The organism is Ureibacillus sp. FSL E2-3493, assembly GCF_038077515.1.
Classification (GTDB): domain Bacteria; phylum Bacillota; class Bacilli; order Bacillales_A; family Planococcaceae; genus Ureibacillus; species Ureibacillus halotolerans.
In genome coordinates this window covers 1,691,247-1,708,721 of the sequence record NZ_JBBOPK010000001.1, presented here as the reverse complement: position 1 = coordinate 1,708,721, position 17,475 = coordinate 1,691,247, and the positions used below count along the sequence as shown (strand labels likewise).

13 protein-coding genes are annotated in these 17,475 nt (G+C 35.9%); 10 read left to right on the top strand and 3 right to left on the bottom strand.

Annotated elements, in window-relative coordinates; genetic code table 11:
• Nucleotides 1-180: 180 nt before the first annotated feature.
• The 8 genes from ilvD (at nt 181) to leuD (ending at nt 10,454) form a co-directional block, all read left to right on the top strand.
• Nucleotides 181-1,851 carry a dihydroxy-acid dehydratase gene (gene ilvD, locus MHH69_RS08625; RefSeq protein ID WP_341362123.1) on the top strand — a complete coding sequence of 557 codons (1,671 nt, stop codon included), beginning with the start codon at nt 181-183 and terminating at the stop codon, nt 1,849-1,851.
• A 425-nt stretch (nt 1,852-2,276) separates the two neighbouring features.
• Nucleotides 2,277-4,046 (top strand): biosynthetic-type acetolactate synthase large subunit, encoded by a 1,770-nt coding sequence (gene ilvB, locus MHH69_RS08620; RefSeq protein WP_122970638.1) that lies wholly within the window; start codon nt 2,277-2,279, stop codon nt 4,044-4,046.
• Nucleotides 4,043-4,561, top strand: coding sequence for an acetolactate synthase small subunit (gene ilvN, locus MHH69_RS08615; protein ID WP_341362122.1), 519 nt, complete (start codon nt 4,043-4,045; stop codon nt 4,559-4,561). The genes ilvB and ilvN overlap by 4 nt, the downstream gene beginning before the upstream one ends.
• Nucleotides 4,562-4,651: 90 nt before the next feature.
• Nucleotides 4,652-5,665, top strand: coding sequence for a ketol-acid reductoisomerase (gene ilvC / locus MHH69_RS08610; RefSeq protein ID WP_341362121.1), 1,014 nt, complete (start codon nt 4,652-4,654; stop codon nt 5,663-5,665).
• Nucleotides 5,665-7,209, top strand: a complete 1,545-nt coding sequence (locus MHH69_RS08605; protein WP_122970641.1) for a 2-isopropylmalate synthase — start codon at nt 5,665-5,667, stop codon at nt 7,207-7,209. Before ilvC ends, MHH69_RS08605 begins: the two co-directional genes overlap by 1 nt.
• 112 nt (nt 7,210-7,321) lie before the next feature.
• Entirely contained in the window at nt 7,322-8,419 is a 1,098-nt protein-coding gene (leuB, locus tag MHH69_RS08600) for a 3-isopropylmalate dehydrogenase (protein ID WP_341362120.1), read from the top strand.
• 16 nt (nt 8,420-8,435) lie between these two features.
• On the top strand, nt 8,436-9,845 hold the full coding sequence (leuC, locus tag MHH69_RS08595) for a 3-isopropylmalate dehydratase large subunit (protein ID WP_341362119.1): 1,410 nt from the start codon (nt 8,436-8,438) through the stop codon (nt 9,843-9,845).
• A gap of 18 nt (nt 9,846-9,863) precedes the next feature.
• Complete coding sequence (leuD, locus tag MHH69_RS08590; protein ID WP_122970644.1) at nt 9,864-10,454, top strand: 3-isopropylmalate dehydratase small subunit; 591 nt, start codon at nt 9,864-9,866, stop codon at nt 10,452-10,454.
• 49 nt (nt 10,455-10,503) lie between these two features.
• Here leuD and MHH69_RS08585 read toward each other — a convergent pair whose 3' ends face one another.
• Nucleotides 10,504-11,805, bottom strand: coding sequence for an MFS transporter (locus tag MHH69_RS08585; RefSeq protein ID WP_341362118.1), 1,302 nt, complete (start codon nt 11,803-11,805; stop codon nt 10,504-10,506).
• A 129-nt stretch (nt 11,806-11,934) separates the two neighbouring features.
• Here MHH69_RS08585 and MHH69_RS08580 point away from each other — a divergent pair, with 129 nt between their 5' ends.
• Nucleotides 11,935-13,254 (top strand): helix-turn-helix domain-containing protein, encoded by a 1,320-nt coding sequence (locus tag MHH69_RS08580; protein WP_341362117.1) that lies wholly within the window; start codon nt 11,935-11,937, stop codon nt 13,252-13,254.
• 50 nt (nt 13,255-13,304) lie between these two features.
• Here MHH69_RS08580 and yfkAB read toward each other — a convergent pair whose 3' ends face one another.
• Nucleotides 13,305-14,414 carry a radical SAM/CxCxxxxC motif protein YfkAB gene (gene yfkAB / locus MHH69_RS08575; RefSeq protein ID WP_341362116.1) on the bottom strand — a complete coding sequence of 370 codons (1,110 nt, stop codon included), beginning with the start codon at nt 14,412-14,414 and terminating at the stop codon, nt 13,305-13,307.
• Between the two features lie 125 nt (nt 14,415-14,539).
• Entirely contained in the window at nt 14,540-16,459 is a 1,920-nt protein-coding gene (locus MHH69_RS08570; RefSeq protein WP_122970648.1) for a right-handed parallel beta-helix repeat-containing protein, read from the bottom strand.
• Between the two features lie 225 nt (nt 16,460-16,684).
• On the opposite strand from MHH69_RS08570, the gene MHH69_RS08565 reads away from it, so the two are divergent.
• Nucleotides 16,685-17,467 carry a DUF2785 domain-containing protein gene (locus MHH69_RS08565; protein ID WP_341362115.1) on the top strand — a complete coding sequence of 261 codons (783 nt, stop codon included), beginning with the start codon at nt 16,685-16,687 and terminating at the stop codon, nt 17,465-17,467.
• Nucleotides 17,468-17,475: the final 8 nt, after the last annotated feature.

Here is a 17,475-nt window from a genome sequence, read left to right as displayed (position 1 = left end):
TAAAAAATCATATTGACCTAACAACGGTTTTTGTACTATGATAACAACAATTTAAAACGTTCGCTCTAGTAAAGCGAACACAATCATGTAACTTAAATCCAACATGATTGAACAATTTTTAAACTATTATTCTATTTAAAATTTCATAACAGAGTAGAAAACATGAGGGGCGTTTCAATAATGAGAAGTGACATGATTAAAGTAGGAGTTGATCGTGCTCCTCACCGTAGTCTTCTTTATGCTACTGGTAAAGTAAAAGCGAAAGATTTAGGGAAACCATTTATCGGTATATGTAATTCTTATATCGATATTATTCCCGGACACGTCCACTTACGTCAATTTGCGGACGTTGTAAAGGAAGCAATCATTGAAGCAGGTGGTATTCCATTCGAATTTAATACAATTGGTGTTGACGATGGAATTGCAATGGGGCACATTGGAATGCGTTATTCGTTACCAAGCCGTGAATTAATAGCTGACTCAGCAGAAACAGTTATTAATGCCCACTGGTTTGATGGTGTATTTTACATTCCTAACTGTGACAAAATTACACCAGGAATGTTAATGGCAGCTGTACGGACGAATGTACCTTCTATATTTGTCTCAGGTGGCCCAATGGAAGCTGGTAAATCATCTTCAGGAAAACAATTATCATTAACATCTGTCTTTGAAGGTGTTGGAGCACATAAATCAGGGAATATGTCCGCTGAACAACTATTAGATATCGAAAATAATGCTTGTCCAACATGCGGTTCATGTTCAGGAATGTTCACAGCAAATTCGATGAACTGTTTAATGGAAATGTTAGGTGTAGCCCTTCCTGGAAACGGTACGATTGTTGCGACGAGTGAACAACGACACGAACTTATAAAAGAAGCAGCTAAACATTTAATTCGAATGATTAAAGAGGATATTAAACCTCGGGATATTATTACTAAAGAAGCAATTGATGATGCATTTGCCCTTGATATGGCAATGGGTGGTTCAACGAATACAGTTCTTCATACCCTAGCTATTGCAAATGAAGCTGAAATTGACTATGACTTACAGGATATTAATAAAGTTGCAGCCCGCGTTCCATACTTAGCCAAAATAATGCCAGCATCTGATATTTCCATGGATGATATTAATAAAGCTGGTGGCGTAAGTGCCATTATTAATGAGTTAACAAAAATTCCAGGAGCTATTCATCCTAATCGCTTAACCGTTGCAGGTAAAACGATGGAGGAACTAGTGAAGGATTATCAAATTACCAATGATCAAGTCATTCGTACAAAAGATAATCCATATAGCCCTGTTGGCGGATTATCTATTTTATATGGTAACATTGCACCTGAAGGTTCTGTTATTAAAGTTGGTGCGGTGGACCCATCCATTCAAACCTTCGTCGGTGAAGCTATTGTTTTTGATTCCCAGGACGAAGCACAAGCAGCCATTGATAACGGAACTGTAAAAGAGGGACATGTTGTCGTTATTCGTTACGAAGGGCCAAAAGGTGGTCCGGGTATGCCAGAAATGCTTGCTCCTACATCAGCCATTATGGGGAGGGGGCTAGGAACAAAAGTAGCTTTAATTACAGATGGACGTTTTAGCGGTGCTTCAAGGGGAATATCGATTGGACATATTTCACCGGAAGCTGCTGAAGGAGGTCCAATCGCTTTAATTGAAAATGGTGATACCATTGTCATTGACTTACCAAACAGAACAATTCACCTTGAAGTTTCAGACGAAGTGTTAAATGAACGTCGTCAAAATTTAAAACCATTCGAACCTAAAATTAAAAAAGGATGGTTAGCAAGATATTCAAAACTTGTAACAAATGCTTCTAAAGGCGGCATTATGAAAATATAATTCATCAGACTGGTTTATTAAAGTGATAATGGAAAAGTAAATATGTAAATTCGATGATGAGGTTAAAGGTTATAGAGTCTTGTATTTACCAGAGAGTCGGTATTGCTGGAAGCCGATGATACAACTATAACTGACATCCCCTCGGAGTGAGCTATTAAACGCGATTAGCCATTAGATAGCTCCGGGCATATTTCGAAGTGCTCGTTATAAACGAATAGTGTTCCTGTCTAGTTGCACATAAAAAATTCTAAATATTTAGAATTTTATGTAGATAGGTTGTTAAAACTATTCACGAGGTAGCAATTTGCTACGAATAAGGGTGGTACCATGAAAGTCTTTTTCATCCCTACGCGAAAGGTTTCTTTTGCGTTGGAGAAAAAGGCTTTTTTATTTTTATTTTTTAAGTTAAAAGGAGGCGTCAACTAATGACTGCTAATGTATCAACAAGCGAAAAATTAGATGCAACTGCAAAAAGTCAATCACAACCTGAAGAAAAGTATAAACCAAGAAATGGTGCAGACTTACTAATTCAAGCACTCCATGATCAAGATGTTGAAATTGTTTTTGGTTACCCTGGTGGTGCTGTATTACATTTATATGATGCTATGTATAAAAATCCAATCCGACATATTTTAACAAGACATGAACAAGGTGCTATCCATGCAGCGGAAGGATATGCACGAGTTTTAAATAAACCAGGTGTTGTTATTGCAACAAGTGGTCCTGGTGCAACGAATTTAGTAACCGGAATTACAGATGCCATGATTGACTCCATCCCGTTAGTCATTTTCACAGGGCAAGTTGCCACTTCTGTCATTGGATCCGATGCTTTTCAAGAAGCTGATGTAATCGGCATTACTACACCTATTACAAAACATAACTATCAAGTACAAGATGTAAACGATATTCCGAGAATTGTAAAAGAAGCTTTCCATATTGCGAATACTGGTCGGAAAGGTCCTGTGTTAATTGACTTCCCTAAAAATATTTCTGCAGATGTTTTTGATGAAGCTTTAGCGGAGGCAAGTAGAGAAAAGGAAATATATTTACCAGGATATCAACCAAACTCAAAACCGAACTATTTACAAATTCAAAAGGCGATCCAAGCAATTAGTGAATCGAAAAAGCCATTAGTTTTGGCTGGGGCAGGTGTATTATTTGCCGATGCGCGGGAAGAACTGACGGCATTCGTAGAAAAATACAAAATTCCTGTAGTCAATACTTTATTAGGTTTAGGAAGTATTCACGGTAATCATGAATTGAATTATGGAATGGCTGGCATGCATGGGGCTGTCGTAGCCAACGATGCAATTCAAAACACTGATTTACTTATTAATATTGGCGCTCGCTTTGATGACCGTTTAACAGGAGACACAAAACGGTTTGCACCTAACGCAACGATTATCCATATCGATATCGACCCAGCTGAAATTGGTAAAAATATTCCAACGGATGTACCTATCGTCGCGGATGCAAAGGAAGCTTTAAAAGCGATCTTGAAACAGGATTTCCAAGCTCCAGATACAAATGGATGGATCGATTATTTAAATGAAAAGCAATTAAATTTCCCATATTGGTATGTTGAAGATGAGAAAGAAATATTACCTCAACAAGCTATTCAATTGATCCATTCTATTACAAATGGTGATGCGATTATTACGACTGATGTTGGTCAACATCAAATGTGGGTTGCCCAATATTATCGCCAAAATTATGGTCATCAATGGGTTACTTCGGGTGGCCTTGGCACAATGGGATTCGGATTCCCAGCTGCCATCGGTGCCCAATTTGCCAAACCGGATAAAAAGGTCATTGCAATTTGCGGTGATGCTGGCTTTCAAATGACCGCACAGGAACTTTCCTTATTAAAGGAATTCCATTTACCTGTAAAAATTGTTATTTTAAATAATTTTGCATTAGGTATGGTTCGACAATGGCAACAAACCTTCTATGAGGGGCGCTACTCCCAAAGTTTAATGCCCGTACAACCCAACTTTGTAAAACTAGCTGATGCGTATGGCATTAAAGGTTATCAAATCGACACATTAGATGAAGCCAGTGCAATTTTTGAAGAAGCATTAAATTCTGACGAACCCGTTTTAATCGATTGTCGGGTAAAGCAAGTAGAAAACGTATATCCAATGGTTGCACCAGGTAAAGCATTACATGAAATGATCGGGGTGAAGAAATTTTGAAACGCGTCATTACAGTATCCGTTATAAACCAAAGTGGTGTATTGAACCGTATTACCGGACTCATGATGAAAAGGCAATTTAATATTGAGTCCATAACGGTTGGTCATACAGAACAATTAAACATTTCAAAAATGACTTTTGTCGTCAATGTAGAAGATGAAGTAAAGTTAGAACAACTTATTAAACAATTGTCCAAACAGATTGATGTGTTGAAGGTAAACGATATTACAGAAAAATCGATTGTACTAAGGGAACTTGCCCTTATTAAAGTCGTATCTCCTGGAAATGTCCGGTTGGAAATGAATGCAATTGTTGAACCGTTCAGACCACAAATTATCGATACATCTAAAAATGTTGTGACATATCAAGTCGTTGGTCATCCAGACAAAATTGATGCCTTTATAGAGCTTATACGTCCCTATGGTATTAAAGAATTAACAAGAACTGGGGTTACAGCATCTGTCAGAGAAACACAACCGTCAGATCATACACCACAACTTTCCATATTGAAGTAATTATTTAAAGGTTAATCGTTTAAACGCCAATCATTACTTATGGTTGAGCTACTAAATTCAAATAAAATTGACTATTAGGAGGAAATGAAAATGACAAAAATGTATTACCAAAACGAAATTAACGAGGCTGTATTAAAAGAAAAGAAAATCGCCATTATCGGTTATGGTTCACAAGGTCATGCACATGCTCAAAATTTAAAAGACTCTGGTTTTAATGTAGTAGTTGGTGTACGTCCAGGTAAATCATTCGATCAAGCAAAGGAAGATGGGTTAGAAGTAAAAACAGTAGCAGAAGCTGCACGAGAAGCTGATATTATTCAAATCTTATTACCAGATGAAAGACAAAAACAAGTCTATGAAGAAGAAATTGCTCCGAATCTTGAGCCAGGAAATGCATTAATGTTCGCCCATGGATTTAACATCAATTTCGGTCAAATTGTACCTCCAGCAGATGTCGACGTATTTTTAGTAGCACCAAAAGGACCTGGTCACTTAGTTCGTCGTACTTATGTCCAAGGTGCTGGTGTTCCTGCATTGTTTGCTATTTATCAAGATGCAACAGGAGAAGCACGAAGCTTAGCATTAGCTTACGGCAAAGGAATCGGTGCTGCGCGTGCAGGAATGTTAGAAACAACATTTAAAGAAGAAACGGAAACAGATTTATTCGGAGAACAGGCTGTACTTTGTGGAGGTACTACTCAATTAGTGAAATACGGCTTTGAAACGTTAGTAGAAGCAGGATATCAACCAGAACTTGCTTACTTTGAAACTCTGCATGAACTAAAATTAATCGTTGATTTAATGTACGAAGGTGGTATGGAAACAATGCGATATTCCGTTTCAGATACTGCTGAATGGGGTGATTACGTTTCCGGACCACATATTATCGATGAATCCGTAAAAGCTCGAATGAAAGAAGTTTTAGCGGACATCCAAGATGGCACATTTGCGAAGGATTGGATTAAAGAAAATGAAACAAATCGTCCACGCTACAACGAATATAAAAAAGCTGGCGCACAACATCAAATTGAACAAGTAGGATCCAAATTACGTGAGATGATGCCTTTCATTAATGAAGGAAAGAAAAAAGTGGTGGTGAAGTAATGCGTAAAATCGATATTTTTGATACAACTCTTCGAGACGGTGAACAGTCCGCTGGGATTAATCTGAATACAGCAGAAAAAATTGAAATTGCAAAACAGTTAGAGCGTCTAGGCACAACAATCATTGAAGCAGGTTTTCCTGCTTCAAGTCCTGGAGATTTCGAAGCAGTAAATCGCATAGCTAGCACCGTTAAAAATTCTATTGTAACAGGCCTTGCCCGTTGTATCCAAAGTGATATTGATGCCACTTGGGAAGCGATTAAAGTAGCTGAGCAACCGCATATTCATGTATTTTTAGCAACAAGTCCAATTCATATGGAATATAAATTAAAGAAATCCGAAGAACAAGTCATTGAGCAAGCTGTTGAAGCAGTCAAATATGCAAAAAAATATTTCTCCCTCGTACAATGGTCTGCTGAAGATGGATTCCGCTCTGATCGCGATTTCCTTGTGCGTATTATTGAAAAAGTTATTGAGGTTGGAGCAACTACAATTAACGTTCCAGATACAGTTGGATACGCGTCTCCTCAAGAATATGGTGAGCTTTTCAAATTTTTACGTGAAAATGTGCGCGGAGCAGATAAAGTAAAATTCTCTGCCCATTGTCATGATGATTTAGGTATGGCGGTCGCTAACTCTATTGCTGCCATTCAAAATGGCGCAGATCAAGTAGAATGTACAATTAATGGGATCGGTGAGCGTGCCGGTAATGCTTCATTAGAAGAAATTGGTGTTGCAATGCATATCCGTAAAGATCTTTATCAAGTTGAAACAGGTTTAAACTTAAAAGAGATAAAAAGAACATCCCAGTTAGTTAGCCGCTTAACAGGCGTTGTTATTCAACCCAATAAAGCAGTAGTAGGGAAAAATGCCTTTGCCCACGAATCTGGGATTCATCAAGATGGCGTACTGAAACATAAAGAAACGTACGAAATTATTTCACCAGCTCTTATCGGTGAAGGTGAAGTTCCTTTAGTATTAGGAAAACATTCTGGTCGTGCGGCATTCCGCGATCGAGCTGTAAAAATGGGCTTTGACTTATCCGATGAAAAATTAAATAAAGCATTCCAAGAGTTCAAAAAATTAGCTGATCGGAAAAAAGAAATTACGGAAGAAGATTTAATAACACTTCTAACAGAACAACAAGTTTCAATGGAAGATGTACCATTATTTGAATTAAAATCCGTTCAAGTATCTTATGGAACAGAGAATATTCCAACAGCGACTGCTTCTGTCCTTACTCCTAGCGGGGAGTTAAAAACATTAGCTGCTACGGGAGCAGGATCAGTAGAAGCCATTTTCAATACATTAGAACAATTAGTTGAAGCAACGATAAACATACTAGATTTCCGAGTGAAATCCGTAGGCAAAGGACGCGATGCATTAGGAGAAGCTGTTGTTAATTTACGATACAACGGATTTACAACAACCGGTCGCGACGCTTCACAAGATGTTCTTGAAGCAGCTGCAAAAGCTTATTTAAACGCTATTAACCGTCATTTAATTCAAGCAAATGTGTTTTCAAAGCAAACTGCCGAAGTATAAATTTGTTTTGATATTATCATCGGGAGAAACGCCATCAAATGTTATACGTTTGATGGCATTTCTTTAAACTCTTTCTACCTAAAGGGAATAAACAAAAGAGAGGTGTGTTCAAATGGAAAAGAAAATTACAGTACTTCCTGGGGATGGCATTGGTCCCGAAGTGATTGCTGCTGCTGTACGTGTACTAAAAGTAATTGGGAAACGGTACAATCATGACTTTCAATTAGGGTATGCAGCAATAGGTGGTGCAGCCATTGATCAGTTTCATAATCCTCTACCAGAAAAAACGATTGAAATGTGTAAAGAAAGTGATGCGATTCTTTTAGGAGCTGTTGGTGGTCCGAAGTGGGATAACAACCCTGCTGAATTGAGACCGGAAAAAGGATTACTTACTATCCGAAAAACGTTCGACTTATTTGCCAATTTACGTCCTGTAAAAGCATTTCCGAGTTTGTTAAATGCTTCCCCTTTAAAAAGGGAAGTGGCAGAAAATGTAGATTTAATGATTGTTCGTGAATTAACTGGCGGTATTTATTTTGGTGAGAAACATCGAACGGAAGAAGAAGCAACGGATTTAAACATCTATTCTCGCCATGAAATTGAACGGATTGTTGATAAGGCATTCGAACTGGCAAAACTTCGAAAAGGAAGATTATGTTCTGTAGATAAAGCAAATGTACTTGAAACATCAAGATTATGGCGTCAAATCGTTGAAGAGAAAAAGGAACAATACCCAGATGTCACGGTAGAACATAACTTAGTCGACTCAGTAGCCATGAAGCTTATTACAAATCCTGGTCACTATGATGTAGTCGTAACAGACAATATGTTTGGCGATATTTTAAGCGATGAATCTTCAGTAATTACGGGATCCCTTGGTGTACTACCTTCTGCATCTATTCGTAGCGATCATTTCGGTCTGTATGAACCTGTCCATGGATCTGCTCCAGAAATTGCTGGTGAAGGAATTGCTAATCCAGCAGCAGCCATTCTTTCTGTCGCTATGATGCTTCGCTATTCATTCGGTATGACAGTAGAAGCAGAAGAAATTGAAAAAGCAGTTAATGACGTATTTAATGATGGTTATTATACTGCCGATTTAGTAAAAAATAATGAACACTTCTTAACAACAGATGAATGGACAGATAAAGTAATCGCCAAAATTGATTCGAATTTCGTTATCGACTGTATTATGGAATCTTATATTTAAAGGATTGGTGAAGATAATGGCAAAAAATATTATTGAAAAAATATGGGAATCCCATGTAGTTTATAAAGAATCCGGTAAACCAGATTTACTATACATCGATCTTCATTTAATTCATGAAGTGACTTCTCCTCAAGCCTTTGAAGGATTACGTTTAGCAGGAAGAAAAGTTCGACGTCCTGATCTTTGTTTTGCCACTATGGACCATAATGTTCCGACGAAGAACTTACCGATTATTAACGATCCTATTGCAAAAAAACAAATTACTACTTTAGCAGAAAATGCAAAGGAATTCGGCATTCAACTTGCTAATATTGGACATCCTGACCAAGGAATCGTCCATGTGATTGGACCAGAACTTGGATTAACTCAACCGGGAAAAACAATTGTATGTGGGGATTCCCATACATCTACTCATGGTGCGTTTGGTGCATTAGCCTTCGGGATTGGAACTTCTGAAGTGGAACACGTTCTATCTACCCAAACATTATGGCAATCTAAACCGCCAACTATGGAAATTCGTGTGAACGGAAAACTTGGAATTGGGGTAGCCGCAAAAGATATAATATTAGCCATTATTGCCAAATGGGGAATTGGTGTCGGAACTGGCCATATCGTAGAATATACAGGTGAAGCTATCCGTAGTCTATCAATGGAAGAACGAATGACGATTTGTAATATGTCAATTGAAGCTGGAGCGAAAGCGGGTCTTATTTCACCAGACGAAAAAACAGTGGAATATTTGCGTGGACGCCGTTTTGCTCCAAAGGGTGAGCAGTTCGAAAAAGCTGCCGAATATTGGTTAAGTTTAGCTTCAGATTCCGATTGTTCCTATGATGTTGTATTGGAAATCGATGCCGATGAAATCGAACCAATCGTTACTTGGGGAACTAATCCGTCTATGGGAACTGGCATTACAAAAAACGTTCCAACTATCGAAGATTTCGAAACAGAATCGGATAAAGCTGCTCTACAAAAAGCACTAGCTTATATGGGATTAGAAGAAGGTCAACCAATTTCTTCTATTGAAATACAACACGTATTTATCGGTTCATGTACAAACTCCCGTCTATCAGACTTACGAACGGCAGCTAGTATTGTAGAAGGAAAAACAATTCACCCAGGTGTTCGAGGAATTGTCGTTCCAGGATCCCATTCAACAAAATTATTAGCAGAGGCTGAAGGGTTAGATAAAATTTTCATCGAAGCTGGTTTCGAATGGCGTGAATCTGGTTGTTCCGCTTGTCTTGGTATGAATGAAGACATCATCCCTTCAGGAGAACGTTGTGCATCCACTTCAAACCGAAACTTTGAAGGACGTCAAGGGGCAGGTGCACGAACACATTTAGTTAGTCCGGCTATGGCTGCTGCAGCTGCTATCGAAGGTCACTTCGTAGATGTTCGTAAATATGTAAAGCAAGAAGTTTAACCCGAGGAGTGAAGAGCAATGGAACCTATTAATCAAGTAAAAAGTGTTATAACACCATTGGATCGCAAAAACGTCGATACTGACCAAATTATTTCAAAAGAGTTTTTAAAACGTATCGAACGAACTGGTTTCGGTCGCTATTTGTTCTATCATTGGCGATTTGATGAACAAGGTAACGAAATATCAGATTTTGTTTTAAATAAACCTGAATATAAAGGTTCGCAAATTTTAGTTGCACAAGATAATTTCGGTTGCGGATCTTCCCGGGAACATGCACCATGGGCCATTTTAGATTACGGTTTCCGGGTAGTCATTGCCCCAAGTTTTGCTGATATATTCCACAACAACTGTTTTAAAAATGGGATATTACCAATAAAATTAACGGAAGCAGCGTGCGATGAAATTTTAGCAAAAGGCATGCAAAGTCCGTATAATGTGGAAGTAAATTTAGAAGAACAAACTGTTAAAGGGGAAGATGGATCCATTTATTCCTTTTCAATTGATCCATACTATAAACAAATGCTACTAAATGGTTGGGATGAAATTTCTTTAACTTTCCAATACGAAGAGCATATTAAGGCTTACGAAGAAAAAAGAATCGTATTTTAACTGAAGAAATCGATAAAATCAGTCATTCCTGATTTTATCGATTTTTATTTTACGTATTTTTAAATAGTGGCTGTTCTAGCTCGCTTGTATTCTTTTTTAAATTTGGATATATGCTCATGATTAAAGACCTTGGAATAGCAACAAGTGTGATAATAATTAATGATGCACTACAAAATAGTAAAATAATTTGAGCGGGAAGTACATCATAGAGAATACCAAAAATTAATGAACCAATTGGCATTAATCCCATCGCCATCATTTCAAGTATTCCAAAGATTCTCCCTCTATAACTTTCATCTACATCCTTTTGCATCATGACCATAATTGGTGTATTCGTTAATACGGTTAAACAACCAAAGGAGAACATGACAGCTAAAAAATAAATAAATATTGCACTTGATGAAAAATGGAAAATTAATGGAATAGTCATTACACCTACTAATATCCCTAGCATAAAGAGGGCACGTTTTGAAAACTGAAGAGGGTATTTTACATTTGTCCTTGCTGCAAAATAAAGAGAAATAAACAACATCCCAATGGCTGCAGCAGCTTCAATGAATCCAATAAGTGAATATTCCACCTTTAAGATTTCAACTAAAATAAAGTTAATTCCAACACTTACAGAGGACAAAAACAAATTTAACCAAAGACTTACAATAAGAATTCTTAAAATAACTGGTTTTGTTTTTAAGTAGGTAAATCCTTCTTTAAAACTTTGCAACATTGATTCTTCAATGGAGGTTGGTTCTTCTAGCTGATTTGTATAAAGTTTAAAATTCATTGTTGCTTCTAATGAAAAGGCTATAATATATGAAAGGATATTAATGAATAAAAACCATTCCATTGAAACAAATCCGAACAGCATCCCACCGACAATTGGTCCACCGATTCCCGAAACGGAAATCGATAATTGATTGAAGGACATCGCTTTTTGGATTCTCTCTTCATCGACTAAGTTGGCGATTGATGCGGAAAAGGCAATACCTGAGAATGTGCTACAAATTGTATAAAAAAACGTTGTAATATAAATGGCCACTATGGAAATATCAAACAGTAAACTATATAGAAGTAAGCCACTAATTGTTAATACGGTACCACCTTGACCTACAAGAACCATTACTTTTTTCGGAATTCGATCAGCTAGAATTCCCGCAATCGGTGACAAAATAACTCGAGGAATAATGGAAAAAATTAAATTCGCAGCAAAACTTAATGCAGAACCGGTAATCGATAAAATGTACATACTAATTCCAAAGGAATAAACATTAGCTCCAAGAGCAGAAATCATTTTACTAAACAAAAACGTGTATAAATGATATGTTGCACGCCTCTTTTTTACAATTTCAACCATAATAACAACCCCTCAACTTAAAAGTTCAATTTAATTAAACTAATGATAAGCGAAATATTGGGAATTCGCAATAATTAAGTTTAATTTAATTTAACTTTCATTACATATAATACGAGTGACGTTTAAAATTTGTTTAATAAAACTAAAATATTTCCGATTGAATTGTTAATTGATACAATAGATGGAAATGGGGTGGTTGGAATTAATTCTTTAGGTGAACGTATTAAAAAATTTAGAAAAGAAAAGAAAATGACTTTAGCAGAAGTAGCTGGAGAACGATTAACAAAAGGTATGTTGAGTTTAATCGAAAATGGGAAAGCACAGCCTTCAATGGAAAGTTTACGATATATTGCTGAAAGAATCGGAGTAGAAGTTTCATCTCTACTCGACGAAGATCATCTAGAAGAACTTCGCACTTTACTATTTGAAATTGAGAAGGAGTATAACAATATCTTTTCTCCATTTGAATTGAGAGAAAAAGACGTTATGAATTCTTTACTTCAAAGGATTCTTTCGGTAAGAGAGAAATTACACGGGAAAAACTATGAAGAAATAAGATTATTGGATCTATACATTCGATTAAATACTGTTTTGAACTATCAAAAAGAGACGATCTCAATGTCTCACATCATTTCTTTTTACGAAAAAATTCATGCATATAGTCAAGTCATTAGTTGTTATTCTTTTTTATCAGGATTTTATTTCAATAAAAATGACTATGAACATGCTTTAAAGTGGATACAAGAAGCTGAAAAAAGAACAAAACCATACGAACATTTAATTGATAAATTATCTATTTTAGATATGCATTATATATTAACAGTCCTTTATGGTGCCATTGACGATCCTGAAAACTCTCAAAAGCATCTGAATATCGCTTTAAATATCGCCCACGAAAATCGAATCTATTATCGATTAGATGATTTTTATCGTTATTCATTCGTCTTAGCCATTCAACAAGGGGATGAGGAAAAAAGCGCCTATTATTTAACAAAGCTTAAACAACATGCTGATTTTACAGAGAATGAGTTCGCACATAATACACTCGTATTTTGCCAAGCCCACTATATGAATATGATTGATAAGGATTACGAAAAGGTTCCTAGTTTAAATGAGCATTTGAAAAAAAGCTCGTATGGTACAAAAGTGGACGAGCATATTTTTACGTTTTACCGAATGGAACAAGCCTATGCCTATTGGGCGCAAGGACTTTATAATGAAGCGCTTCAAACAAGTGAAGATTTATCAATACCATCTTTTACTCATCATCCAATTGATTTAGCGATAATGTATAGAAGCTTTGCAGTAAGGGCCCTTTGTTTTTTAGAATTAGGGGAGAAGGAATCGGCAAAACGGGAAATTTTATACGCTTATCATGGGGTCATGAATTTTACTAGTTCGATTTATAAAACATTCATCGTAGAAGCATATAAAAAAATTCAACATTAAAAAAGGTTAAGTAGGGAAGTGGAGTCCACAACTTTACTTAACCTTTTTCATTATTTTACTGAACCACTAATAAATTCAGCATCTTTATAATACATATTTTTAACTAATACGTTTGGTCCTAGGCATTTGACAGCAGGGCAGTGACAATTTAATGATTGGGCTAAATCGGTTGCTAACCATTTGTCAAAAACATTTGGTAAAGAATCCTTTTGAATATTACCAAGGGCTGGTGTATCCCCAAAATCGGTTACAATTACATCGCCTGTAAAAATATTAACGTTTAAACGGGATCGACCATCTGGATCATTACGTAACGTTACATTTTTTGCCTCACGTAATCGTTGAAGTAATTTTTGATCTTCTTCATTTTGACTACACGGATAAAAGGGAAGAGTTCCAAATAACATCCACGTATTTTCATCACGAATATCTAATATTTTATGAATAGCTTCCCGAGTTTCATCTAAAGTAAGGGAAGTTAAACTTGATGCAAAATCTGAAGGGTACATTGGATGCACTTCATGACGAGCACATTTCATTTCATGAACAATTTGATGATGAATATGTTCGATATAAGGAATCGTTTTTTTATTTAACATTGTTTCGGCCGATACCATTACTCCTTGTTCTGCAAGCATACGAGAGTTTTCAATCATTCTTTCGAAAAGACCGGCCCGCTGTTCAAAAGTCGGTTTTCTTTCCATCATGGCAAAACCAGTCTCCGCAAACTCTTCAATCGTTCCCCAGTTATGGGAAATATGCAATACATCTAAGTAAGGAGCAATCTCTAAATATCTTTCACCATCAATCGTTAAGTTAGAGTTCATTTGAGTACGAATACCACGTTCGTGGGCATATTGTAAAATCGGCTTAACATAATTTTTAACCGATTTTCTACTTAACATTGGTTCTCCACCTGTAATACTTAACGTTCTTAAATGGGGAATTTCATCTAAACGTTTCATTATTAAATCTATCGGAAGGGCTTCCGGGTCTTTCGTTTGAAGTGTATAGCCAACTGCGCAATGAGCGCATCTCATATTACATAAAGTTGTCGTTGTAAATTCTATGTTAGAGAGTGTTAATTTCCCGTATTGTTCCACATCTAAATAAGCTTCCCAAGGATCGAACTTTGGGGTAATTTTTTCTAATGTTCTCATAGTTTTCGATCTTCCTTTCCAAAAAACTATTTTCTCACACAAAATCCTTTTCGAAAACTAAAATTGCTTCATTTAGAACATTTAACCTATATCGGGATAATTCTCTCTATTTTCTAGCTTCAAAATCAAAAGTCTAATTGCTTAATAAAACTATTATTTTCACTATAATAAACATCGCCATAGCTATTTTCAACGACGGTTTTGATTAATTCAATTTTTGAAAAATTAACCGCTTGCACATTAAAGCGGGATTTATTATTCCGGATTATGCTATCGGAAACATACACAGAAGATTGATTTTGAGCAAAAATATCAGAATGAGCACCGTCCGTAATTTGTACACTTTTTAGTTCCACAGTCGATTCAAAATCAATCCACAATTGATGTTGCACGTGTTTTGAAATAAAACAATCTTGAATATAGACTTCGCTATGATTTTGAATAATTAACGCATTACGATTCCCATCAAACATTTCACTATTTTTCATAATTACCGAACTATCATTGACAACAATTTGTGCCAATTCATGATGGAAAATTTGGCTATCTAATAAATAAAGACTAGAATTTCTTAACACTTTCAATCCGTAAGATTTACCATTATAAATTTGACATTGCTCGAAGCGTCCCGTAGATAGATCACAAATTTCTATTTGTACATTATGACTATCATAAAATTGACATTGAGTAGCAGTTAATTCACATTCATTCACAATAAATAAACTTTTCCCATTATAAAGCTGACTTTGAAGTAACTCGATTTTCACATGGGATTTACAAGCGATATGGGGCATTTCATTGTCAAAAAACTTGCATAAATCTACTTCTACTTTAGAATGGGACATTGCTAATATGCCATTTCCAATGTTATCGGATAAGATCGATTTAATAATCGTTAACTCCGATTTGAAAATCGTAATTGCCGAGTTGGCATTATGGGTAATTTCACTATCAACAATTGTACAATTCCCTTTATCTTCAATACAAATTCCAACATGATATCCTTCTTTTACAACACATTGTTTCATCGAACAAATCGATTTATTGGAAATAGAAATTTGTGCAGAACGATGTCCATTTAGTTTCGATTCAAATAGGTTAACAATCGATTCATCAAGTATTTGCAAACCCGAACTTTCTCCACTATGGATATGGCAACATTCGATATTCATCTTTGAATTTTTCGAAACGATAACATTTGCCTTTTTGTTTTGAGCAATGACACAATGATAAGTTTGTACTTCACCGTGTTGAGCAACCGCTATTCCTGCTAAATCTCCTTGTAATACCGAGCAATGTCTTGCAGTTAAATAACCCTTTTGAACAGAAATTTGAGTTTTGCCATTGTATTGAAAAACCGTCGTTTGAAGGGACGCATCCCCCTCATGTAATAGTTGTAATCCTATACCATCACCAGATTCGATTAAACTTTCATGATCGATATATTTTGCATCTTCTACGATAATTTGTGTGTTTGTATGATGATGTAAATGGACATTTCTCGTTTGAATAAGGGAGCCATTTTTTATCCATATGCCATGTTTCCCATGGGAGAATTCACATTTTTCAATACAAGCTTGTGAGGATTCAGCTAATATGTGAACTTTCTCATTTTGAACAAACGTACAATTCTCAAATATCGCTTTACTGCCATTTAGTATTGAAACTGCCATCTCCTTCGCTTGTTCGAAATGGCAGTTATAAGCGTTTATTTTTCCGCCATCAATTGTTACATGTACATTGCTTTTCCCACCGACAAATCGACAATTTTGAAGTACAACTTCACCTTCTACATACATTTGTGCGGTAGGGGATACCGTTAGATTTTGCAAAGTTACTGAAATATTTTTCGGTACAATAATAAATCCTTCAATCATCGTTTCCTCATACATATCTCCTGCTAAAACCATGTTTTTATTAAAATGAATGGATTCTCTATACAGTTTCGGTTTTAGTTGTACAAAATTACCGGCTTTCGAATGTTGGATTGTATGTTGTATCGTTTTTACTTTTGATAATAAAGAAAATAATCGCTTAAAAACCATCAGGGTATTTCCTCCTCATAAACAATCAATACTCCTATTTTCACTAAAAATTCCTAATCTTAATCGTTTTCTTACAACAATTTGAAAAATTTGGGATAAACATCTCAATATTCGAAACCATACATTTAATCATCTAATGAAGACTATTTATCATTTTTGCCAAATAGCTTTTAGAAGTTTACAATAAATACAATTGTGCTCATCTGGCTAAGGAGGATATTCATTTTGAAAGAAACGTTGATTAAAATACTCGATATGAACCATACCGAAAGACAGCAGTATATGAATGAACAGGGCGATATACTCATCGAAAATATGTTAAATAACATCGGTTACCCTGAAGATGAATTAAGGGATAAATTAAATTATCGATTATTTATAGAATTACTTGCAGACAACTTATTAACTACTACACAAATGAAGCATTTGACTGAGACACTTAAAGGAGCTGATTTTTTATATGCTTCTATAGGAGAACGGGATAGCGACCTAGTATTCACCAGATCCTTTTCTGCTTTATGGTTATGTGGATTATTAAATGTTGATTCCCAAATTCGCTTTTTATCCGATGAGGAGGCCAAAGGAATTTTAGAGGAAGCCGTCCACTATTTATCGAAAGAAAACGATGTACGGGGATTCGTTCACGAAAAAGGTTGGGCTCATGCTATTGCCCATGGAGCTGATCTAGCTACTTCCATTGTTGCCCACCCATTATTTGAAATGCGTTTTGCGCCAATTCTTTTACAAGGAATTAAAAACAGCTTATGGAAAGATTCAGTCTATGTTGATGATGAGGATGAACGCCTCGTCACGATCATTGAAAAACTAATGGCAAAAGGGTATCCAGAAGAAATTTTAATCGAATGGGTAGAACAAGTATTTGATAAACTACAATTTTATTTAATGGAAGTAGGCTATACGCCACAATATTTCGCTGCACGTACAAATACATTACATTTTATGAAAACTTTATACTTCACATTAAAATTTTCTCAAAAATTGCCTTAGCTAAAAGG